Source organism: Rhodococcus sp. WMMA185, assembly GCF_001767395.1.
GTDB lineage: Bacteria > Actinomycetota > Actinomycetes > Mycobacteriales > Mycobacteriaceae > Rhodococcus_F.
In genome coordinates, this window is record NZ_CP017014.1 from 382119 (window position 1) to 403819 (window position 21701).

At 63.8% G+C, this 21701-nt stretch carries 22 protein-coding genes, 1 tRNA gene and 1 pseudogene; 14 read left to right on the forward strand and 10 right to left on the reverse strand.

What is annotated here, in order from left to right:
• Positions 1-18 precede the first annotated feature (18 nt).
• Positions 19-486 (reverse strand): hypothetical protein, encoded by a 468-nt coding sequence (locus BFN03_RS01555; protein WP_070380513.1) that lies wholly within the window; start codon positions 484-486, stop codon positions 19-21.
• A gap of 118 nt (positions 487-604) precedes the next feature.
• On the opposite strand from BFN03_RS01555, the gene BFN03_RS01560 reads away from it, so the two are divergent.
• The gene (locus tag BFN03_RS01560) at positions 605-1207 is read left to right on the forward strand and encodes a DUF305 domain-containing protein (RefSeq protein WP_070377535.1); all 603 of its coding nucleotides are present in this window, start codon (positions 605-607) and stop codon (positions 1205-1207) included.
• 101 nt (positions 1208-1308) lie between these two features.
• On the opposite strand, the gene rpsR is transcribed toward BFN03_RS01560, so the two are convergent.
• Together rpsR and BFN03_RS20735 are read right to left on the reverse strand one after the other, a co-directional pair.
• A complete protein-coding gene (gene rpsR / locus BFN03_RS01565; RefSeq protein WP_005238639.1) occupies positions 1309-1563 on the reverse strand; it encodes a 30S ribosomal protein S18 in 255 nt (84 codons plus the stop codon).
• A 9-nt stretch (positions 1564-1572) separates the two neighbouring features.
• Positions 1573-1709: pseudogene (locus BFN03_RS20735) on the reverse strand (30S ribosomal protein S14); the annotation flags it as partial.
• A 96-nt stretch (positions 1710-1805) separates the two neighbouring features.
• On the opposite strand from BFN03_RS20735, the gene BFN03_RS01570 reads away from it, so the two are divergent.
• From BFN03_RS01570 to BFN03_RS01600, 6 genes are all read left to right on the forward strand, one after another.
• Positions 1806-2492, forward strand: coding sequence for a response regulator transcription factor (locus BFN03_RS01570; RefSeq protein WP_070377536.1), 687 nt, complete (start codon positions 1806-1808; stop codon positions 2490-2492).
• Positions 2492-3961 (forward strand): sensor histidine kinase, encoded by a 1470-nt coding sequence (locus tag BFN03_RS01575; RefSeq protein WP_070377537.1) that lies wholly within the window; start codon positions 2492-2494, stop codon positions 3959-3961. The genes BFN03_RS01570 and BFN03_RS01575 overlap by 1 nt, the downstream gene beginning before the upstream one ends.
• A gap of 188 nt (positions 3962-4149) precedes the next feature.
• Complete coding sequence (locus BFN03_RS01580) at positions 4150-5637, forward strand: trypsin-like peptidase domain-containing protein (protein ID WP_084385462.1); 1488 nt, start codon at positions 4150-4152, stop codon at positions 5635-5637.
• A complete protein-coding gene (locus tag BFN03_RS01585) occupies positions 5637-6197 on the forward strand; it encodes a MogA/MoaB family molybdenum cofactor biosynthesis protein (RefSeq protein WP_070377538.1) in 561 nt (186 codons plus the stop codon). Before BFN03_RS01580 ends, BFN03_RS01585 begins: the two co-directional genes overlap by 1 nt.
• Before the next feature lie 832 nt (positions 6198-7029).
• Positions 7030-7650: an MspA family porin gene (locus tag BFN03_RS01595; protein WP_070377540.1), complete on the forward strand. Its 621-nt coding sequence runs from the start codon at positions 7030-7032 to the stop codon at positions 7648-7650.
• Positions 7651-7714: 64 nt separating this feature from the next.
• A complete protein-coding gene (locus BFN03_RS01600) occupies positions 7715-8413 on the forward strand; it encodes an MspA family porin (RefSeq protein WP_070377541.1) in 699 nt (232 codons plus the stop codon).
• 93 nt (positions 8414-8506) lie between these two features.
• On the opposite strand, the gene BFN03_RS01605 is transcribed toward BFN03_RS01600, so the two are convergent.
• From BFN03_RS01605 to BFN03_RS01615, 3 genes are all read right to left on the reverse strand, one after another.
• A complete protein-coding gene (locus tag BFN03_RS01605) occupies positions 8507-9220 on the reverse strand; it encodes an SAF domain-containing protein (RefSeq protein WP_070377542.1) in 714 nt (237 codons plus the stop codon).
• A gap of 96 nt (positions 9221-9316) precedes the next feature.
• Positions 9317-9640: an FmdB family zinc ribbon protein gene (locus tag BFN03_RS01610; RefSeq protein WP_070377543.1), complete on the reverse strand. Its 324-nt coding sequence runs from the start codon at positions 9638-9640 to the stop codon at positions 9317-9319.
• Positions 9641-9749: 109 nt separating this feature from the next.
• Complete coding sequence (locus tag BFN03_RS01615) at positions 9750-10343, reverse strand: 5-formyltetrahydrofolate cyclo-ligase (protein WP_070377544.1); 594 nt, start codon at positions 10341-10343, stop codon at positions 9750-9752.
• A gap of 105 nt (positions 10344-10448) precedes the next feature.
• Between BFN03_RS01615 and BFN03_RS01620 the strand changes: the two genes are divergently transcribed.
• From BFN03_RS01620 to BFN03_RS01640, 5 genes are all read left to right on the forward strand, one after another.
• Positions 10449-11369 (forward strand): UTP--glucose-1-phosphate uridylyltransferase, encoded by a 921-nt coding sequence (locus BFN03_RS01620; RefSeq protein WP_070377545.1) that lies wholly within the window; start codon positions 10449-10451, stop codon positions 11367-11369.
• A 19-nt stretch (positions 11370-11388) separates the two neighbouring features.
• The gene (gene glp, locus BFN03_RS01625; protein WP_070377546.1) at positions 11389-12648 is read left to right on the forward strand and encodes a molybdotransferase-like divisome protein Glp; all 1260 of its coding nucleotides are present in this window, start codon (positions 11389-11391) and stop codon (positions 12646-12648) included.
• 48 nt (positions 12649-12696) lie between these two features.
• The gene (locus BFN03_RS01630; RefSeq protein ID WP_070377547.1) at positions 12697-13329 is read left to right on the forward strand and encodes a GNAT family N-acetyltransferase; all 633 of its coding nucleotides are present in this window, start codon (positions 12697-12699) and stop codon (positions 13327-13329) included.
• A 272-nt stretch (positions 13330-13601) separates the two neighbouring features.
• Complete coding sequence (gene sepX / locus BFN03_RS01635; protein WP_070377548.1) at positions 13602-14342, forward strand: divisome protein SepX/GlpR; 741 nt, start codon at positions 13602-13604, stop codon at positions 14340-14342.
• A gap of 97 nt (positions 14343-14439) precedes the next feature.
• Positions 14440-14512 (forward strand) — tRNA-Ala (locus BFN03_RS01640).
• Positions 14513-14600: 88 nt separating this feature from the next.
• On the opposite strand, the gene BFN03_RS01645 is transcribed toward BFN03_RS01640, so the two are convergent.
• Positions 14601-15014, reverse strand: coding sequence for a helix-turn-helix domain-containing protein (locus tag BFN03_RS01645; RefSeq protein WP_070377549.1), 414 nt, complete (start codon positions 15012-15014; stop codon positions 14601-14603).
• Between the two features lie 477 nt (positions 15015-15491).
• On the opposite strand from BFN03_RS01645, the gene BFN03_RS20555 reads away from it, so the two are divergent.
• Together BFN03_RS20555 and BFN03_RS01655 are read left to right on the forward strand one after the other, a co-directional pair.
• Complete coding sequence (locus tag BFN03_RS20555; protein WP_198163511.1) at positions 15492-15701, forward strand: hypothetical protein; 210 nt, start codon at positions 15492-15494, stop codon at positions 15699-15701.
• 129 nt (positions 15702-15830) lie between these two features.
• Positions 15831-16670: an SDR family oxidoreductase gene (locus tag BFN03_RS01655; RefSeq protein WP_070377551.1), complete on the forward strand. Its 840-nt coding sequence runs from the start codon at positions 15831-15833 to the stop codon at positions 16668-16670.
• Between the two features lie 21 nt (positions 16671-16691).
• Here BFN03_RS01655 and BFN03_RS01660 read toward each other — a convergent pair whose 3' ends face one another.
• From BFN03_RS01660 to BFN03_RS01670, 3 genes are all read right to left on the reverse strand, one after another.
• Entirely contained in the window at positions 16692-17852 is a 1161-nt protein-coding gene (locus BFN03_RS01660; RefSeq protein WP_198163342.1) for a 2-hydroxyacid dehydrogenase, read from the reverse strand.
• Between the two features lie 303 nt (positions 17853-18155).
• The gene (locus tag BFN03_RS01665; RefSeq protein ID WP_070377552.1) at positions 18156-20204 is read right to left on the reverse strand and encodes an ABC transporter ATP-binding protein; all 2049 of its coding nucleotides are present in this window, start codon (positions 20202-20204) and stop codon (positions 18156-18158) included.
• 62 nt (positions 20205-20266) lie between these two features.
• Positions 20267-21700: an HAD-IB family hydrolase gene (locus tag BFN03_RS01670; protein ID WP_070377553.1), complete on the reverse strand. Its 1434-nt coding sequence runs from the start codon at positions 21698-21700 to the stop codon at positions 20267-20269.
• Position 21701 lies beyond the last annotated feature (1 nt).

The window sequence follows — 21701 nt, forward strand, 5'->3', positions numbered from 1 at the left end:
ACGGCGGCGATTTGGCGACTAGTGCCCTCCGTCGATGACTTGGCGGTCGCCGAGAGGCCCCTGCAACGGGATCTCCATCGTGGCGAAGATCGCCACTTGAGCGCACATCTTGTCGGCCGCTTCCGGGAGAGTGCCGGTGCGCAGCGAGATCGTGACGGTGGAGTCGGTCTCGACCGCCGTCGCATCGGCGCCGTAGCACTCCGGGGTTCCGGTGACGAAGTGGATTGCAATGTTGCCGTCGTCGGTGCGCGACCACGACTCGAAGGGCGTCGGATTCGCTCGCACTATGTCGGGGCGTGGCAAGAATAGGGTGCCGTACTCCTGATCCGGTACCTCTGTGGGACGGGGCATTCTCGATGTCGGAGCGGTTTGGCTCGGATCGACCGCGGAGGTGACCCCGGGAGTCGTAGGTTCGTCGGTATTCGAACCGGAACCACACGCGGCGACGGCCAGGCAGGTCAGCAACGTGAGAGCGATTGCGCGCATACGCAACGGTAGCGCCATCTGCCCGTCGGCCGGACATCAGCTTCGTCATACCTCGGTGGGGTATGACGTGTCTACACTGGCGGGCATGGCAAGGGGAGGCGCACATTAGGAGTTCTTCATGCGTACCACCATCACTGCTGCGATAGCCGCGACCGCAGGTGTTGCCCTGTTGTTGGCCGGCTGCAGCACGGATCAGTCCGACTCGACCGCTACACAGTCGACGTCCGTAGCGGCGTCGCCGACGGTCGAATCGCAGGGCGCGTTCAACAACGCCGATGTGACCTTCTTGCGAGAGATGTACCCCCATCACGCCCAGGCGATCGACATGGCCGACATGGTTCCGGGGCGCACCGAAAACGCCGACATAGTCGCGCTCGCGGCCGCGATTGCAGCGGCGCAGCAACCCGAAATGGAACAGATGGCCATGTGGCTCCAACAGTCGGGGGAGCCGCATCCGGCGTCCAGCATGCAGGAACACATACCCCACGGCAACATCAGCGGGATGATGTCGCGGGATCAGATGGATGGCCTCGAGGGGATGTCCGGCACGGAGTTCGACCGGATGTGGCTCACCATGATGATCGAACATCATCGAGGCGCGATCGACATGGCGAACACCGAACTCGCCGAAGGCGAGAATCCGGAGGTCATGCGACTCGCCACCAACATAGTGGCCGAACAACAGAGAGAGATCGCCGACATGCAGGCGATGCTCGGCTGATTGTCGGCCGGCAGTCGGCTGGCAGTCGTCAAAGGGCCGCGTAGTCCATGGACTACGCGGCCCTTCGACTGGGTCTTATCGGGGCTGCCGGGCCTACAGAGCTACCGACTGGTGAACGGCAGCAGAGCCATCTCGCGAGCGTTCTTGACGGCGACGGCAACCTGGCGCTGCTGCTGCGGGGTCAGGCCCGTCACCCGACGGCTGCGAATCTTGCCGCGATCGGAGATGAACGTGCGAAGGAGGTTGATGTCCTTGTAATCGACGTACTCGATCTTGGCGGCGAACAACGGGTTCTTCTTGGGCTTGCGGCCTTCGACAGGACGCGGCTTCTTCGACGGTGCTCTCTTGACTGCCATCTTCTTCCTTTACCAGCTCGACTCCTGGACGCCTCGCAGCAACCGCGGTACGCCACCTCGCCATCGCGCGCGAGAGGCCCGAAGTTCCTCGGCTGGCCGCGCGGACGTCCATCCGCAGCGTCTCGATTGCGTAATCGTACCGGACTCGGGCCATGGAGCCAGAGGCTGCGGTGGGCCGCTCGCCACGCCGGAAGCTACCTCTTCTTAGACATATCTCAGTCGATCAGGCCAAACTATCGAGTATGCGCATACTGGTAGTCGACGACGATCGCGCCGTAAGGGAGTCCTTGCGGCGTTCGCTCAGCTTCAACGGGTACACCGTGGAGCTGGCCGTCGACGGCATCGACGCTCTGGAGAAGTTGGCCGCCACGCGTCCCGACGCGCTGGTACTCGACGTGATGATGCCGCGCCTGGACGGCCTCGAGGTGTGCCGTCGACTGCGGAGCGTAGGCGATGACCTGCCGATTCTCGTTCTCACCGCCCGTGACTCAGTGTCGGAGCGGGTATCGGGCTTGGACGCCGGTGCTGACGACTACCTTCCAAAGCCCTTTGCTCTCGAAGAATTGCTGGCGAGACTGCGAGCGTTGTTGCGCCGAGCCGCACCCGAGCCCGGTATCGACACCGAGAAGATGACATTCGAGGACCTTGCCCTCGATCCGGTCACCCGGGAGGTGATGCGCGGCGACCGATCGATCAGCCTGACCCGCACGGAGTTCTCGCTCCTCGAGATGCTGATGGCCAACCCGCGCCGCGTGCTCACCCGTGGCCGCATCCTCGAAGAGGTATGGGGGTACGACTTCCCGACATCCGGCAACGCGTTGGAGGTCTACATCGGATACCTCCGCCGCAAGACGGAGGCGGACGGCGAGTCACGGCTGTTGCATACCGTCCGAGGAGTCGGGTACGTGCTGCGGGAGACTCCTCCGTGATGGCTGGTCCGTTTCATCGGACCGCCGACGAGTCGGAGTCGGGGAAACCAGACTCTTCCCGGCACACGACAGGGCCGATTCCAGTGACCCCGCCGATGCGGCCCCCCATGCCCCTCACTCGGTCGGTGTCGTTGCGCTGGCGGGTCACCCTCCTTGCCGCCACCGTGGTAGCCATCGCTGTGGCCGTGATGGCGATTGCCGCGTACGCCATTGTCTCGCGGGCGCTGTATGCGGAGGTCGACAGCCAACTACGCACCCGCGCGGCAGCGCTGATCGACAGCAACCTAGTAACTTTCGATCCCCGCTACATTGCCGGCGCGACGCTGTACACCACCGACATCAGTGTGGCGCTGATCTTTCCGGATCTCGATACCTACACTCCGCCGGGGACCAGCGTTCCGATCGGCGAACCCGAATTGACCGTGGCGCGCGGCGAGCAGCAGATGTCGTTGCGGACGGCCGAGAGGCAGCGGGTGCTTGCCGAGCGCACCCTGGACGGGAGCACGCTCGTCATTGCGCAGCGATTGGCACCTACCGACGCTGTACTCGAGCAACTGGCTTGGGTGCTGGTCATCGTCGGTGGATGCGGCGTGGTCCTCGCCGGTGTCGCCGGAACGACAGTGGGCCGAACCGGTCTGCGTCCGATCGGTCGGCTCACCGAAGCCACGGAACGGGTTGCCCGAACCGATGACCTGACGCCGATACCGGTAACGGGTAACGACGAACTCGCCCGGCTCACAGAGAGTTTCAACACGATGCTGAGGGCACTGGCCGAATCTCGGGAGCGTCAGAGCAGGCTGGTTGCCGATGCGGGGCATGAACTACGGACACCACTGACGTCGTTGCGCACCAACATGGAGTTGTTGATTGCGTCGAGTCGTCCTGGGGCACGACATATTCCAGACGAAGACATGGCGGAACTGCACGCCGACGTGATTGCGCAGATCGAGGAACTCTCCCAGTTGGTAGGCAACCTCGTGGACCTTGCTCGAGAGGACGCGCCGGAAACTGTGTTCGAGAGAGTCGATCTCAGCGAGGTGGTAGACCGTTGCCTCGAACGGGTGCGGCGCCGGCGAAACGAGATCGATTTCACCGCAGTCACCATTCCCTGGTTCGTCTACGGTGACTATGCGGGGTTGTCGCGAGCTGTCCTCAACGTGTTCGACAATGCAGCGAAATGGGCTCCGGCCGGATCGGATGTGCGGGTGAAGATGGGTCCGGCGGGGAACGGATTGCTCGCGCTAACGGTGGATGACGCAGGCCCGGGCATTCCGGAGGAAGACCGAGAACTGATCTTCGACCGGTTCTATCGTTCCACCGCTTCGCGCTCCATGCCCGGTTCAGGTCTAGGTCTGGCGATCGTTCGTCAGGTGGTGATCAAGCACGGCGGCACGATCTCCGTGGACGTCTCGGAGCGCGGAGGTGCTCTGATTCGAATCGTCCTTCCGGGCGAACCCGACGTGCAATAGCGTGGGTATCAGTCCCGGCGCGCAGGAGGAATTCGGCCGATGCCCGGTTTCTGGCTGCGAGGTCTGGGCGGGGATCTGGGCAAATGTATAGGCCGGTCTCAGGTGGCTCTCAGTCCTATCGTGCATGCTCATACGCAGAGACGGTGCGACTGCCCCCGTGGGCAGTCGCAGGCATTTGGAGGTGAGGCATGACTGACGATCGACGCAGCCACGACAGTGGCAATCCGAACGGTGCCAGTCACAACGAGACCAGCGGCGGGCAAGACTCGGGCTCGGGCCAACCGGTCCACCCTCAGCAGGTTCCGGGTCATCAGCCGACCGAGCAGTTCCCGGCCGTTCCGCACAACCCGGCAGGCGTCCCGACCGGTCAGCCGGGTCAGGGGTCGCCCGGTTACGTTCAGAACAATCCGTACAGTCCGCAACACACTGGGCAGTTCGCACAGGCTGGCCCCGGAGGTCCTCAGGATTACCGGACCCAGCATGCGGCGGGGCGGCACGAGTCGACGCCGGGGCCGTACGTCGGGTACCACGAACCCGCGCAGCCCACTGCCGGATCGACCTCGAGCAAGCGGCCAGTCGGCACCGCCATCGTCGTGGGCGCGGTGGCACTCGCCCTGGTGAGCGGCGGCATCGGCGGCTACGTGGGTGCCACGTACAGCGACCGGGCAGGCAACGGTGCCGCGGTGATCAACTCCCTCGACGCTCCCAGGGACAACACCGCGACCCCTGCGGCGAACGCTCCAGCCGGTTCGGTGCAGGCCGTCGCGGACAAGGTGGTCCCGAGTGTGGTCCAGATCGAGGTGGCGACGGCACGCGGTTCCGGTGGCGAAGGGTCAGGCATCGTGCTGTCCTCGGACGGCCTCATTCTCACCAACAACCACGTCGCGGGTGCGGCCGCTCAGGGAGGCAGACTGATGGTCGCGTTCCCGGACGGCAGCACTGCCCCGGCCAATCTTGTCGGGGCCGATCCGGTCTCCGATCTCGCGGTCATCAAGGTGGACGGCAAGACCGATCTCACGCCGATCGAGTTGGGCTCGTCCGCGAATGTCCAGGTGGGGCAAGATGTCGTCGCGGTCGGGTCGCCTCTCGGCCTGGCGGGCACGGTCACCAAGGGCATTGTCTCAGCGGTCGACCGCCCGGTATCCACCAGCGGTGAGGCGGGAAACCAGAACACGGTGATCGACGCCATTCAAACGGATGCCGCAATCAACCCCGGCAATTCCGGGGGACCCCTCGTCAACATGGACGGTCAGCTGATCGGCGTCAACACAGCCATCGCAACCATCGGTGGCGCCGGTGACGAGCAGGGTGGGTCCATCGGACTCGGATTTGCCATCCCGGTCGACCAGGCACGTCGCATCGCCGACGAACTGGTCAAGACTGGCACGGCAACCCAGGCCATCATCGGGATTCAGGTCCCGTCGCGCGACGATGTCAACGGCGCCACGGTCGTCGAGGTCACACCGGGCGGTCCTGCGGAGAGGGCGGGAATCCCGAGGGGATCGATCATCACCAAGGTCGACGACCGAATCGTCAATAGCGGTGACGCGCTCATCGCTGCCATCCGTTCACATTCGCCAGGAGATACCGTGTCCATTACCTACACAGACGCGAACGGGGCCAACCCCCGAACCGTTGACGTCACACTCGGTACCGCCGAACAGGGAGGCAACTGATGAGCACAGGGATTCTCGGGCAGGTCGAGTTGGTTCTGGGTGGGGCCACTACGGTAGGCACCATGGACATCGAAGCCTCGTTGGCCGGCCACGCGCTCGTGGTAGTCGTCGACGACCGCACAGCTCATGGTGACGGCAAAGACTCCGTCGGCCCCCTGGTCACCGAACTTCTGGACGAGGCAGGGTTCATCGTCGACGCAGTCGTCGCGGTGGCCGCCGACGAAGTCGAGATCCGCAACGCCCTCAACACCGCGGTCATCGGCGGCGTCGACCTCGTCGTGTCGGTGGGTGGAACCGGCGTGTCGCCGCGGGACGTCACTCCGGATGTCACCGCAGAGGTTCTCGACCGTGAAATTCCAGGCATCTCGGAGGCGATTCGAGCCTCCGGTCTCGCGGCCGGTGCGCTGGATGCGGGTCTTTCGCGGGGTCTTGCCGGTGTATCGGGCAGCACCCTGGTGGTCAATCTGGCGTCTTCTCGCTCCGCTGTGCGCGATGGCCTGGCCACGTTGACCCCCTTCGCGTCACATGTGATCTCCGAACTGTCCGGTCTGGAAGGCTGAGACGATCGTTTCTCGTTCCGACGAGCCGGAATCGTTCGACGAGTCGAACAAGCAACAGGCACCGAGCCGGGCCCCGATGGACAGGGCCCGGCTCGAGCGCATCTTTGGGGACGTATTCCCCGATACCACCGCGGACGAACGCGAGTATGGTGACTCGACCATCGCCAGCGAGGAATGGCTGCGGAATCAGCGCCCACCACACCACGGATAGTTACCACCGAAGGCCCGTCCTCGAGCGAATCGTGACCTTCCATGCGGACCCTGCTTCGGTGCGGCCTTCGGTGTCCGCGATCTCATAGGTGTGTTCGCATGTGCGCATACCACAACTTCGCGAATTGTCACAGCCCTGGCCTTCGGGAGAAGCTGGTCGTGGCCGGGTTGGGTGCGTAGAAACGGGAAGTTTCCAGTCTGTGAACCGCATGTAAAGGTTACTGGGCATCACGGGAAATCTCGGCGAAATCACTGTTCAGGGACGCGATAGCCAGTAGGCATGTTCGCAAGATCACGACAATCTGGGCTGTTTATTGGGTGTGGTAAACATCACCATTACTTTTCAGGTGGATTGAATTGCTTAGGTAACCATTTGCCAGTTAATGTCCTCGTCGAGTCAGTACTGCAGATGGAGGGCGGGGCGGTTTTGCCGTCGCCCAGTCGGATCCCGGTGGCATCAATCGGGGATTCCGTCTTTCAGCTCGGTAACCAAGTTGTTATGATCCGTATACCATTTCGTGATCATCCAGCCTCCGGATTGCCGTGCTGAACCGATACGGACCGCTCCTCAGTCTCGAAACCCGTGACTGGGAACCAGCAAGAATCCTTATGAGGGGAACGAATGAGCCAGAACCGTAAGCCCGGCCTGCGTAGCGCAGCCCGCATTGCCGGCCTGGGTGCCGCAGCGGCCGTTGCACTGGGTCTGATGTCCACCGGCGCTGCGAATGCCGACACATTCGTCCCGCTTCCCGGTGGTGAGAAGGTTGTCGACGCCGGAGGCGTCAACGTAAAGATTGCCCGCAACGCCGAGAGCGCGCTGCTTTCTCCCTCGCTGGCCGCCAACGGTGCCAGCCGCGTCGCGTGGCTGAACGGCGATGTTTTCGTCGACCTCGGTGGTGACGTTCCTGACGAAGGCGCGACGCTGACCACCGGTTACATCGTGGGGTGCCAGATCGACATCACCGGTCTCTCGGGCGGAATCGCCGGAGGTATCTCCCTGACCGGCCCGAACTTGGAGACTGTGATGAGCCTCCCGGTGGCTCCCGGTGAGGTGAAGTTCGTGAAGCTCGGTTCCAAGTCGGATCTGAAGCCGGGTGTGTCTGCGGTTCAGTATCGCGACCAGCAGCTCGAGGTCGAGGGTTGCGGCGGCCACGCGCAGGCGCGGGCATATTCCGTCGTCGAGGTCCCGGGAAATCACTACGTCAAGAGCACCCTCTACGGGCAGCCGTTCAGCCTGGGCTGATTGCTCGTCAGGCACCCACTTCATTCCTTCTCGCATCAAGCGACTTTCACCCTAGAGGGGAACCATGAACAGCAAGACTATGCGCCACGGCGCCAAGGCTGCCAGCGTGGTCGGCGCGGCCACCGTTGCGATCGGCCTCTTCTCCACCGGCGCGGCCAATGCCGACACCTTCGTTCCGTTGGAGGACGGCGAAATCACCCATACGCTGATGGACGGCACGGTCGTGACTGTGCGTCAGACCGGCAACAGCGCGACCATCAGCCCGTCGATGGGCGCAACCCCGTTGCACCGCAACGTGTGGACGTCGGGCACCGTCGACGTGACACTCGAGGGCGGCAACGCCGAGGGCGGCTCCATCGACACCGGTTACATCGTTGCCTGCCAGGTCAACTTCGGCGGTGAAGCGGCGGGTGGTGGCGGAACCAGTACCACCTGGGACGACATGACTAACGGCGACGGCCAGATCGCCTTGCCGTTCGAGGGCGGCGATCTGTTCGGCGGCGGAATCTCCATCGGACCTGGCCAGGCCACCAAGGTGTCGATCCTCGACATCGAGTACGCGGACGACTACGGCGCCGAGGCGTACAAGAGCGACTTCGATTTCGAAGGCAACAGGGGTGGCTTCACCTACTCCGACGAGACCTTCGGCGTCTCCGGGTGTGCCGGAATGGCGCAGGCCCGTTCCTACACCACCGTGAATGTCTCGACCGATCGGGTCGACGGCACGGTCACGCTCTGGGGACAGCCCTTCAGCATGGGCTGAGATCCCACACGAGAACTGACTCCGGGCCCGCACACATTGTGTGCGGGCCCGGAGTCGTTGGCGGCGAAGACAGTTCGCTAGTGACCAGGGCAGTCAATGAAAGGTCACGGTGATCGCGTTGGTGAGAGAGGCCGCCGCGACCGTGATTGCTTCGGGCGCGGGCAAAGCCAGCATCACGACGCGTTCACGCTGGTCTCGTCCGTTTGCTGAGGGAGTTACCAGCACGACGGCAGCGCGCGTTGCCAACACGGTGGCACCGGGCTGCCGATCCGGATTCACAGGCGTCTGGGAATCGACGGTGAGTACATCGACACGGTCGCCCTCTCGGAGGAGTTCGGTGACTGCCGGATCAGCCAGCCGGATGGGCACGATCCGGGCATCCTCGACGTCCGCGGCGACGGCGGCCAAGCGCGGCCCCAGCACTCGAACGTCGGTGAGCGGCTCTCCAGCGCGGACCGGTCCGGCTAGCGTCCGACCAGCGACATCTGCGACTGCGGTGACGACACCTTCGGGCAGTGTGCCTGATTCCCACTCCGCCAGATCGACATCTTCATCCGTCAGTGCGCGTCCGGGTTCGAGATCGCGCACGGCCACCACGACTGGTGATCGGTCGAAGTCCGGATTTCCGCGCACCAGCAGCAGTACGGCAAGAGCCGTCAGCCCCGCGGCCAGTATCCGCCTGACGATTACGGTGCGGCCCCAGCCCGGATGGGCGAACTCCGACAGGCGGTCGGCCCAAGACGGGCTCAGATTTCGGTGCGTAACGTTCGGCCTGCGCGGGCCGGGTGGAGCGGGCTCGTACGGCATGGGCCGACGCTAAAAGACCGCGAGGCGCTCGAGGATTCCCGAGGAACCCTCCTGTGGACAGAACGCAAGTTGTGAAAACTGTGCGAGAAGAGAGAACTAGCTGGCAGCCGCTTTGGACGGAGCAGAGGATGAGGTGCTCGACGAACCAGGCGAAGCTGTCGACGAACCTTCCGACTTCGAGGTGGACGCGGACTCGGACTTGGCGGATTCGGTCTTGGCAGGCTCGCTCGCGGCACCCGACGAACCACGGCTGTCTGTGCGGTAGAAGCCGCTGCCCTTGAATACGATCCCGACGGAGTTGAACAGCTTGCGAAGCTTGCCTGAGCACTCGGGGCAGACGGTCAGGGAATCATCACTGAACGACTGAACGATGTCGAAACGGTTGTCGCACTCCGAACATGCATACGAATAAGTGGGCACCGGGGTTCCTCCGCACTGTCTAATCAAACCGCAGGTTTTAGCACTCTACAGGCGACAGTGCCAACAATGCTAATCAAGATTCTATTCCGGGTTCCGTCTCGGCTCCTGGCTACGCTCGGTCGGCGGCCTTCTCGCCGAGTTGGACAAGTCCGGAACCTGGGGTGAGTGCCCATCCCATCCGCACGTCATGTGGGTCCTCGGGCAGTTCGGGAACGAGTTCTTCATCACGGACCACGGTGATCAGGCGAGTGTCGGGGGCGGCGAGGCCGAGGGTCCGGTCGTAGAAGCCGGCTCCACGACCGAGTCGCACACCCCTCCGATCGACTGCCAGGGCGGGAACGAAAACAGTCCTGGCCGTGCGGATCTCGTGCGGTTCGAACACCGGCCCCGTCGGTTCGCGCAGGCCGAAGTCGGCGTCCGTGAGGTGGTCTGCACCGCGGTACTCGGCCCAGTACAGCGGGCCTGGTTCGCGCGTGACGGGGACGAGCACTCGCCCCGCGACTTGCCGGAGAGCGTCGACCAGGCCGAGGTTGCCCGGTTCGAGTGCGGTGGGGATGTACGCGCAGACCGTCTGACCGGGGGTGAGGCCGCCTGTGACGAGTTCGACAAGCGATTGATCCTCGGACGTGCGAGTCTCGCGGGAGGCCTCGCGCCTGCTGGAAAGGACCAGTTGTCGCCACTCGGTCTTCGTCTGTGCCCGCATGTCACAACCGTAGAGTCGGCCGAAGTGAGCTCCGCGAAAGGCCCCCGAGAGTAGCTGACCGGATCTTGCTGACTGGCGAGTAGATTCCCCGGTTATTGTGTGGGGATGACAGACGCATCCCCGCACACCGCCGACATCTTCCGTACGGCTGTGGTGCCGGCAGCGGGAATGGGTACGCGGTTCCTCCCCGCGACCAAGACCGTGCCGAAAGAGTTACTCCCGGTAGTGGACACCCCTGGCATCGAGCTCGTGGCCGGAGAGGCCGCGGATTCGGGGGCCAGTCGGCTGGTTATCGTGACCTCGCCGGGTAAGGACGGGGTGGTCGCCCATTTCGTCGAGGATCTCGTGCTCGAGAGCAAGCTCGAGGCCAGCGGCAAGCATCATTTGCTCGAGAAGGTGCGCAAAGCCCCCGGCTTGCTCGAGGTGGAATCCGTCGTCCAGGATCAGCCGCTCGGGCTGGGACACGCGATCGGCTGCGCCGAGTCGGCACTCGATGACGACGAGGACGCGATCGCGGTACTTTTGCCGGACGACCTGGTGATGCCGCGCGGCGTGCTCGAGACGATGGCTCGTGTGCGGACCAAGCGCGGCGGAACCGTGCTCTGCGCGATCGATGTTCCCAAGGACCAGGTGAGCGCGTACGGCGTCTTCGAAGTCGAAACGGTTCCCGACGCAGTAAACCCGGACGTTCTCAAAGTCACCGGCATGGTCGAGAAACCAGCCATCGAGGACGCCCCGTCGACTTTCGCGGCCGCGGGCCGCTACCTCCTCGACCGCGCGATCTTCGATGCTCTGCGACGGATCGAACCCGGTGCAGGCGGCGAACTCCAGATCACCGACGCCATCGCGCTCCTCATCAAAGAAGGGCATCCTGTTCATGTCGTCGTACACCGCGGCACGAGACACGACCTCGGAAATCCCGGCGGCTACCTTCGCGCTGCGGTTGACTTTGCTTTGGACAGCGACGAGTTCGGCCCGTCGTTGCGTGAATGGCTGGCCGACCGATTGAAGCGAACGGATTCCTAGAAGTTCGGGAGGCAACAAATTGCGGTCGGTCGAGGAGCAGCAGACGATTGTGACCGCTGCCGCGGTTGCGCCGCGGCCGGTGCGAGTGGCGATCTCCGAAGCCCAGGGGCTGTTGTGCGCCGAGGAAGTGGTTACCGAGGTGCCGCTTCCAGGCTTCGACCAGGCCGCAATCGACGGATATGCCGTTCGTAGCGTCGACGTCCAATCCGCCGACTCGGACGTCCGCGATGAGGATGGCGAGGCCACGGAACTATCGCTCCCGGTGGTCGGCGAGGTCGCGGCCGGTTCGCGACAGCCGATCCGACTCCAACCCCGTCAGGCAGTCAAGGTCGACACGGGCGCTCCCTTGCCGACCCTTGCCGATGCCGTATTGCCGCTCGATCAGACGGACGGCGGCCGGGCTCGCGTCAAGGTATACAAGCCTGTTCGGTCAGGCGACTACGTGCGCCGGGAAGGCGATGACGTGCAACCCGGAGACGTCGCCGTCCGGGCAGGCACGATCATCGGCGCCGCGCAGGTCGGATTGCTCGCTGCCGTAGGCCGCGACAAGGTACTCGTACATCCCCGGCCACGGCTGTCGGTCATCTCGGTCGGCGGTGAACTCGTCGATGTCGACCGGAGTCCCGGCCCCGGCCAGGTGTACGACGTCAACTCGTACGCGCTCGCCGCCGCTGCCCGTGACGCCGGCGCTGACGTCAACCGCGTCGGTATCGCCGATGCGGACGCCAGCAGTTTGCGCGACGTCGTGGAGGGTCAATTGATCCGCTCCGAGATCGTTGTGATCGCAGGTGCGGTCGGCGGCGGAGCCTCCGAGGACGTCCATGACGCGCTCGCTGACCTCGGGGACCTCGAGGTCAATCGGGTCGCCATGCATCCCGGATCGGTACAGGGGTTCGGACAGCTCGGCCGGGATGAGGTCCCGACATTCCTGCTTCCGTCGAATCCGGTGAGTGCGCTGGTGGTATTCGAAGTGATGGTGCGCCCGCTGATCCGCATTGCCCTGGGACGACGTCAGCCGATGCGGCGCGTCGTCGCGGCACGAACCGTCGCACCCATCACATCGATCGGGGGCCGTAAGGGATTCCTTCGCGGTCAACTCATGCGCGACGAGGCCACGGGGGAGTACTTGGTTCAGGCCCTCGGTGGAGCGCCGGGGGCATCCTCGCACTTACTCGCCACCCTCGCCGAAGCCAATTGCCTGGTGCTGATCGATCCCGAGGTCACCGAGGTCCGCACGGGCGACCTGGTGGACGTTGCCTTCCTGGCGCAGCGGAGCTGACGGACCAGGGTGAGGCGGGACGAGAATGGGACAGTGTGAGGCGATGAGGTGACGCATCCGGGTTGGCCGCCACACCTCGGTCCCCTGCGCGTGAAGGGTGGCGTCGTGACCGTGCGCGCCATCAGGTTGCGCGATGCCGCCGCCTGGAGTCGCCTGCGCACCCGAGACCGGGCGCACCTCGAGCCCTGGGAACCGACCGGGGAGGCGCCGTGGGAAGCGCGCCACAACATCACCGGGTGGCCGGGGCTGTGTGGCAGTTTGCGATCGGAGGCACGGAAGGGGCGCATGTTGCCCATGGCGATCGAACTGGACGGAGATTACTGCGGCCAGATCACCATCGGCAACGTGGTGCGTGGTGCGCTGAGATCCGCCTGGATCGGCTACTGGGTGTCCAGTGAGGTCAACGGACTAGGTGTAGCCACGGGCGCCCTTGCGCTGGGAGTCGATCATGCATTCGGTCCTGTGGGGTTGCACCGCGTCGAGGCAACCGTTCGTCCGGAAAACCAGGCGAGCCGCGCGGTTCTGCGCAAAGTCGGCTTCCGCGAGGAGGGCCTGCTCGCGCGCTATCTCGACGTCGACGGTCGGTGGCGTGATCACATCCTGGTCGCGATGACGGTGGAAGAGGTACCCGGTTCGGTTTCCGATTCGCTCGTGCGGAGCGGCAAGGCCGAGTGGGCGTGACCGCCTGCGATAAACATGGACAAATGTTCAGCTAGCTGAATCCGTCTGGCATTATTGAACTGATCCTGGGGGGGCTCTTCTTTCGGTGAACTACTGCCGAGTCGATTCTTCCCGCGCCTCGGCCCGCCGAGCGTCACGATCGTGTGTTACGCAAGTTACATATGAGTATTGTGGGATCGGCGAGTCTGCGGAGATGTACGGGTTCACGCGGTTAGCCTGAGGTGGCAAACATCAGTATCGGTGCAGGTAGGCGATTGGGAGGAGGTAGCCGTATGCCGAACTCGTTTCTCTGGATCGGTCTTGTCGTCGTATGGCTCTTCGTTCTGGTCCCTATGCTGGTGAACAATCGTCCCCGGATTCGGCAAACCAGCGATGCGGCACTCGCGACTCGCGTGCTGTACCGCGGTGATCAGCTCCCCGTGCGACGCGGGCCCGCAGCAGGCCACCGCAGCGATCCGTACTGGCAAGCAGAACCGGACCACTTCGGCTACGACGCGGAGGACCTCGTGGATACTCACGCAGAGGAAGACGATTTCGTCGGTGAACATGAGCTGGTCGACGACTTCGTGCCAGTGCGCCGGGGCCGCGGTGGATTCGATCCCGAGGCTGATGCGATCGCACGTGAGGCCAGGTACGCGTTTCGTCAGCGGATGGTTCTCGGCCTGTTCTTCGCAACGATCGTGACCGCGGCACTGAGCCTGATCATCTCTCCGCTGATGTGGTGGGCGTTCGCGACCTGCATGGTCGGGCTTGTCGGCTACATGGCCTATCTCCGCCGACAGGTGCAGATCGAGCAGGAAGTCCGGCGTCGAAGGACGGAACGACTGGGCCGTTCGCGTTTGGGGGTCGAGTCTCGCAGCGACGAGGAAATGCGCATGATCCCTGCTCGCCTGCGTCGTCCGGGCGCCGTGCTCCTCGAGGTAGACGACGGCGATCCGGAATTCGATCATCTCGAGCACTTCGATGAGGAGTCGATGGATCAGACCCCGCTCCGCCGCGCCGTCGGCGAGTAGCGGGCGTTCGGGTTCGAATGCCGCTTCGATGCCGGCGATTAGCCCCTCCGCAGACGGCCTGCTAGAGTTTGCCGGGCGGATCGCAGGATCCAGAAGCGGGGCTGTGGCGCAGTTGGTAGCGCGCTTCGTTCGCATCGAAGAGGTCAGGGGTTCGATTCCCCTCAGCTCCACAGATCGGTCGCAAAGGCCTCCTCTCCCATGGGAGAGGAGGCCTTTGCTGCGTTGTCCTAGCGACGGGTCACTACATGCGGAGCAAGGTCAGCGAGAGTCGGGGGGCACTTCCGGTAGGCCTTCGCTCGCGCGGAGTTTCTCGGCCATTCTCGTGAGGAGACTCTGAGACTCCTCGGACAGGTCGAATGCGCGACTCGAGAGCTTGCGCAGTTCGTAACCTTGGATTTGGGAGACCAGGTCGAGATCGTGGTCGATCTTGGCCGCATAGATGTCATTGAAGAAGTAGTCAGGCTTTACTTTGAAGAAGCGGGCGAAGGCCGCGACCGCCTCGTCCGACGGGTTGGTGCGCTGACCCGAACGAAGTTGGGAAATGTAGGGCTTCGATATCTGGTACCCGTCTGCGATCAGTGCCGCCGCGACCTCGGCGTTGGTATGCGGTTTGCGTCCAGGAGGGTGGACCGTTTCGAAGAGTCTGTTCAACCGCGCAGCAAAATCTGCCATTGTGAGCCGCTGGGTCCTCTCTCGTGGGCGACTGTTTCTGTGATCGACACCATACCATGCTGATAACCGATTGATAACTCGCGGGCAAAAGTATGACAAGTTCTCAGGAATCCCTCATCTTGTCTTCATGTGAGGCGACCGATCTACCTCGGCCCGTCGATACTTTCTCGGTGCAATCAACGAGTTTTGCGCCAGTGTCACACGGGGTTCCACGAGACACCTGCTGGGCGGGATTGGTCGACGAGCTTGCCCGTCGTGTCGCATCACTGGCGTGACGCCGCCGACGCAACTCAAATGATGTTTGCCAATTGTTTGCTGGAACCATCGTTCGGGCACGGAAATCTAGCGAGCGACCTGATAGTGCAGTCCAGGAGCCTTGTGTTGCGTTGTACATGGCACCTGGCGTGGTCGCCCGCTACTCGTGGGACTGTCGTGAACAGTACTGCGAAGAAGGGAGATTCGCACGGGACAGATCAGATGCTGCCGCGTCCGGATCTGGATAATTCCGGCGTAGTCGGAGATGATTGGGAAGTGATACACAGAATGAGTGACGCCGAGCTTCGGAAGGCGATTCGAGTTCTGCGCGAGCGGGCCGACGATGCCCGAAAACGAGGACAAGACAGCGACGCCAACGAAATCGAGAAGACGATTCGCAACTATCAGGAAGAAATGACCCAACGGTTGTGAACCGTCACGGTGCGTACCGCTTGTCGATTTGGCGGACGCAAAATTCGCCTGCCGCCGGTGTGCGTAATCACTTTGCGTGCGTAGACTTCCAGCCGACACGGATCGGTGAGGATGGGGGCTCGCACGGCTATGGCGATCAAGACGCTGAACGGCTCGAAATGCCTGATCACCGGTGCTGCTAGCGGCATCGGACATGCGACGGCCCTGGCGGCCGCGGCGGAGGGCGCCGAACTGATCCTCACCGATATCAACGAGGTGGGTCTAGCGCTGACCGTGGAGGAGGTGCGCGGCCGTGGCGGCACCGTGGGCTTCTCTCGCGCGCTCGACGTGTCCGACTACGACGCGGTGAGCGCGTTTGCCGCAGAGGTCCACGAGCGCTTCGGCAGTGTCGACGTCGTGATGAACGTCGCCGGAATCTCCGCGTGGGGTACGGTCGAGAACCTCGAACACCGGCATTGGAAATCGATGGTGGACGTCAACCTGATGGGCCCGATCCACATCATCGAGAACTTCGTGCCTCCGATGGTGCGCGCAGGGCACGGAGGTCATCTGGTCAATGTGTCCTCGGCGGCGGGATTGCTGGCACTTCCTTGGCACGCTGCATACAGTGCAAGCAAATTCGGGCTTCGCGGGGTCTCCGAGGTTCTTCGGTTCGATCTCAAGCGACACGGCATCGGCGTGAGTCTCGTTGTTCCCGGCGCGGTGAAGACTCCGCTAGTGGAAACGGTCGAGATCGCAGGAGTCGACCGGGAAGACCCGCGCATCAAGAAGGCGGTCCACCTCTTCGAGAGACGGGCGGTTACGCCTGAGAAGGTCGCGTCCTGCATCATCGCCGGCGTCAAGAAGAACCGTTACATGGTCTATACGTCGCCAGACATTCGATTCGGCTTCTGGTGGGCCCGCAAGTTCGCACCCCCGTACAACTTCGTGATGCAGAAGGCCAACGACCAGTTCAGCAAGTTCCTCTAGGTTTCGGACCCGTTGGGAGGTCTAAGCACCTTCGGCGGCGGGTTCCGAACGGACGGCGTTCGTTAGGTCGGCCCCGCGCCTGCCCTGTTCGTACTCCTCGATGTTCGCAATCGTCGTCTCGGCGATGTTCGCGAGGGCCTCACGGGTGAGAAACCCCTGGTGCGAGGTGACGACCACGTTGTTGAACGTTAACAGCCGGGCCAGCACGTCGTCGGAGAGCACTTGGTCGGAAACGTCGTGGAAGAAGACCCCGGACTCTTCCTCGTAGACGTCCAGACCTGCCGCGCCGACCTTGCCCGACTTGAGTCCTTCTATGAGCGCCCGGGTGTCGACCAGCCCGCCACGGCTTGTATTTATCAGCATGATCCCGTCCTTGGCGGTCGCGATCGCTTCCGCGTCCACCAGATGATGAGTCTCAGGCAGCAGCGGCGCGTGCAACGTCACGATGTGGGACTCGTGAAACAGGCGCTTGGCGTCCACGTAGTCGACCCCCGCACGTTTCGCCAGCGCCGGGTTCGGGAAACGGTCGAACGCCAGCACTCGGCAGCCGAAGCCCAGCAGGATGTCGATCACGCACCGCCCGATCTTTCCGGTCCCGACCACTCCGACCGTCTTGTCGCGCATGTCGAACCCCGTCAGGCCGTCGAGCACGAACGAGCCTGTGCGGTTCCGCAGATACGCGAGGTGTAGCCGCCGGTTGAGCATCAGCATCAGAGCTACCGCGTGCTCGGCTACCGCGTATGGCGAGTAAGCGGGCACCCGGACCACGCTCAGCCCTGCCTTTTGGCAGCCGTCCAGGTCGACGTTGTTGTAGCCAGCGCAGCGAAGGGCGATCAGCTCGACCCCGTGGGAGGCCAACTGTCCGGCGACCGTGGCGTCGCACTGGTCGTTGACAAAGATGCAGACGACTTTAGAGCCCTCGGCGGCCGCTGCGGTGCCGGGGCCGAGGGATGCCTCTATGTAGTGCAGGGCATGGCGCCCGCGGTCGCATTGATCGAAGGACGCGACGTCATAGGACTTGGCGTCGAAGATGGAGACCCGCAGCCGTCCGTGCTCGTCGTGGCCTTTGCGCGTCGCTGGGCGCTCGAGTTCGGCGACGAGCCGCCCGAAGCGGTCCTCATTGAGGCCGTCGAGGGCCTCGAGCTGACGCAGAAGGGTCGAAAGCCGTTCTCGGTCGTTCATCGGGTGCCGGTCCGTTCTACCAGCGCGGCTGGTCGGTCGTGCTGTGTTCCTGCTACCAATTGTGACTCGTCACCTCCATCTTGCGCCGGTGCGAGATGGCGGCGGGGATCGGCACATGGAACGTGGGTGATCGATCTGCGGTGAGGTGTTGTGCGCCCGTCGGTGACCCGCCCATTCGAACGAGAAGACCTGTCCTGGATACCCCACGAACATCCAGATCACAAGGGCGCGAGCCCTTTTCGATCACCGCCGCGGGTCCTTTTCGATCACCGCCACGGCACAGGGTCGGGCGACGTCATACCTCTACCAACTGCGAAGAGCCCCGGTTCCGTCGGTGAATCGGACGCCGTCGTTGCAGCGGCATTCCACCTGCCCGCCACCGAATTGCTCGGCATTGAGCCGCGCGTACAGTCCCGGGCGTGCGACGAGTTCGGCGTGGGTGCCACTCTCGACCAGTCTGCCTTCGTCGATTACGAAGATCACATCCGCGTGCGCGATGGTGGAGAGCCGGTGCGCGATGGCCAATGTGGTACGCCCGCGCATGACCTCGGCGAGAGCCTGCTGAACGAGGCGCTCGGAGACGGTATCGAGGGCAGAGGTCGCCTCATCGAGGATGAGCACGCGAGGGTCCTTCAACAGCACCCGGGCAATGGCCAGCCGTTGCTTCTCGCCTCCGGACAACCGGAATCCGCGCTCGCCGACCAGCGTGTCGTAGCCGTCTTCGAACCCGAGGATTCGGTCGTGAATGTTGGCGGCCGCCGCTGCCTCGTGAAGTTCGGCATCCGTGGCGTCCGGCTTCGCGTACCGCAGGTTGTCCGCGATCGATGCGTGCAGCAGGTAAGGATCCTGGGTCACCATCCCGACCGCTTCGGCAAGTGAACTCATGGTCAGGTCGCGCACGTCGTATCCGTCGACTCGAACAGCACCCCGATCCACCTCGTACAGCCGAGGCACGAGATAGCACAGCGTCGTCTTACCGGCGCCCGAGGGCCCGACGAACGCCGCAAGCTGACCCGGCTCGATCGTCAGAGACGTGCCCGCGACAGCCCATGGGCGGCTGCGCTGTTCGCTAGATTCCACGACGGGGTCCGGCTGGGTCGGTAGGCGTGAGCTCGAGATGTTCCTCGAGATGTTCGTGGAGCCGCGAAGGGCGCCGCCACCGTGTCCGTGACCTCGACGCGCGAGGCTCTGCAGTGCCACGGGATCGGGATCGGCTGTGGTCAGCCGCACCGGCGGCGGGTAGCTGAAGTACACGTCGTCCAACTCGACCCGCCCGGGTGAGTGCGGGGGTAGGTCTACGGCGTTCGGGCTGTCGACGATCGCCGGTTGCAGGTCGAGATACTCGAAGATGCGGCGGAACAGTGCCATCGACGTCTGAACATCGAGAGTGACACGCATCAGCGATACCAGCGGCTGAAGCAACCTGGCCTGCAGCGTTGAGAATGCGACCAGGGTTCCCGCCGAGATCTCAGGGCCCGATCCGCCGCCGATGAGGTAGCCCGCCAACAGGTACACGAGTGCGGGAGTGATGGCCATGAAGGCACTCACCACGGCGAAGAATCCCTGTCCGGTCATGGCCTGCCGCACCTGAAGTTCGGTCTGCCTCGCATTCTCGGCTCGGTATCGGTCGAGCTCGGTGTCTGCCTGGTTGAACACTTTGGTGAGCAGCACACCCGAGACGCTGAGGGCCTCCTCGGTAATGGCCGTCATGTCCGACAGCGATTCCTGTGTCTTGCGCGCAAGCACCCGACGCCGGGCAGCGACCCGTCGCTGCAGGTACACGAACCCGGGCAGCAGCGCGACCGCGAGAAGTGTCAACTGCCACGACAGCAACAGCATGGCGATGAGCGATGCGGCCACGGTGACGACATTCGACAAGATGCTCGACGCGGTGGTCGTCAGGACCGAACGCACGCCGCCCACGTCGTTGGCCAGACGGGACTGGATCGAGCCCGTCTTGGTGGAGGTGAAGAAGGCCAGCTCCATCTTCTCCAGGTGAGCGAACAGACGCTCCCGAAGATCCGCCATCGACAAGTTGCCGACCTTGGTCGTGAGGTAACTCTGACCGACGCTGATCACCGAACCGGCCAAAGTCACCGCGATCATCGTCGCCACCAACCACAGCAGCAGCGTCAGATCGACGCCACTGCCGTCGATGGGAAACAGTGCGTGGTCGAACACCGTCCGCGTCAGGAACGGGTTGACGATGCCGAGTAGCGATGATGTGACGATCGCGGCCCCGACGAGCAACAGCCATCCACGGTACGGGCGCAGGAGCGCCCAGATACGAGGAAGCAGGGAAGACCGGTCGGCCGATGCCTTCGGTGGGGGCGTGGGACTGGTCGCGGGCATTCCTTATTGTGCCCACCGACCAGGACACTCTGGAGAGACGGGTCTGGTCGGCGAAGCTCGCTTCACCGGTGGCCGGCGTGGAGGCAGTCTTCGAACAGCGAACGGACTTCGTCGACGTGTTTGTCGAGATCGGCGACCCTCCACCCGTCGGTGGACAACGGTTCGAGCACGTCGACGTCGATCGTGCCGGGATGCGCCACAAGAGAGTTGCGCCACATTCGCTCTCCCGCGTTGTGGATGACGATCGGGACGATCGGCACCCCCGCCTGCATCGCGAGGTGGAACCCGCCCTTCTTGAACTTGCCGAGGCGGGGAGTCGGTGACCGGGTGCCTTCGGGGGCGATGGCGATGGAGATGCCGGAGTTCAGCTTCTCGACCGCTGGACTCAGGGCAGCCCTCGCCTGCGTGCTGTTCGCTCTGTCCACGTACGCCACGTCCAGGAGCGCGCCGACGGGGATGAATCGAGGGTCGCGCGCGGCCTCTTTCTTCGCCACCCCGGTGACATCGCGCCGGATGACACTCCCGATGATCAGTGTGTCGAGCGAACTCTGATGATTGAACATGAACACGGCAGGCCGCGCCGACCATGCGTTCTCTCGGCCTTCGACGCGAAGGTTGATCCCACAGATGGCGAGAGCGAGATCCGGACCGAAGCTGCCGACCAGGTTGGCAGCGGTCTGACGGTTCTGCGTGAGGACTCCGGCGGAGGCGCCGAACGCGGCCGCACCCATCAGTGCACCGATCGCTGTCGTGGTGCGCGCGATGGACACCAGGTCGACACCGTTCTTCGGCGGTCGTAGCGTCACCGACGGCCATCCGTTTTCTCTTGCGGTGGATGCCAGTTTGCGGTCGGGGTTGAGAGCGACCGGATGTCCCACCGACATCAACATCGGAACGTCCTCGGCACCATTGGAGTACGCGAAACTGTCGTCGAGATTCGCGCCCTGTTCGGCGGCGTAGTCGGCCAATGCCTCGGCCTTCGCGGGCCCCCACAAAGGCGGGGAGGCAAGCTGGCCGGTAAGCATGCCGTCGACTACCTCCGGGCGGGTACACAGCACGTCATCGATGTCGAGATCCGCGGCCACCGACATTGCCTGATAGGGGGTAGCGGACGTCGCCATGACCACTCGGTGCCCGGCGTGCCGGTGAGCGGCGAGGAGGCCGCGAACGTCCGAGAAGATCAACCGCGCGATCTCCTGCCGGAACAGCCTCTGCCCCCATTCCTGCATCTCGTCTTCCATGCGCCCGGCCAGACTGCCTACTCCGATGCGCATGAGATTGCCGATATCCGCGCCACGGAATCGGGTGTCCATCGCCGCACCCGTGGTACGGAGAAGTTCGGCAACGCTGATGTCGAAGCGGCGTAGACGGTCTCGATACACGACGCTGGCGGAGTATCCACTGATAAGGGTGCCGTCCAGATCGAACGCCGCGAGGGTGCTCGGGCCTGGGGTGGCGGCTGCGATGTCGTCGTGGAGACTGCTGAGGTCGCTCATA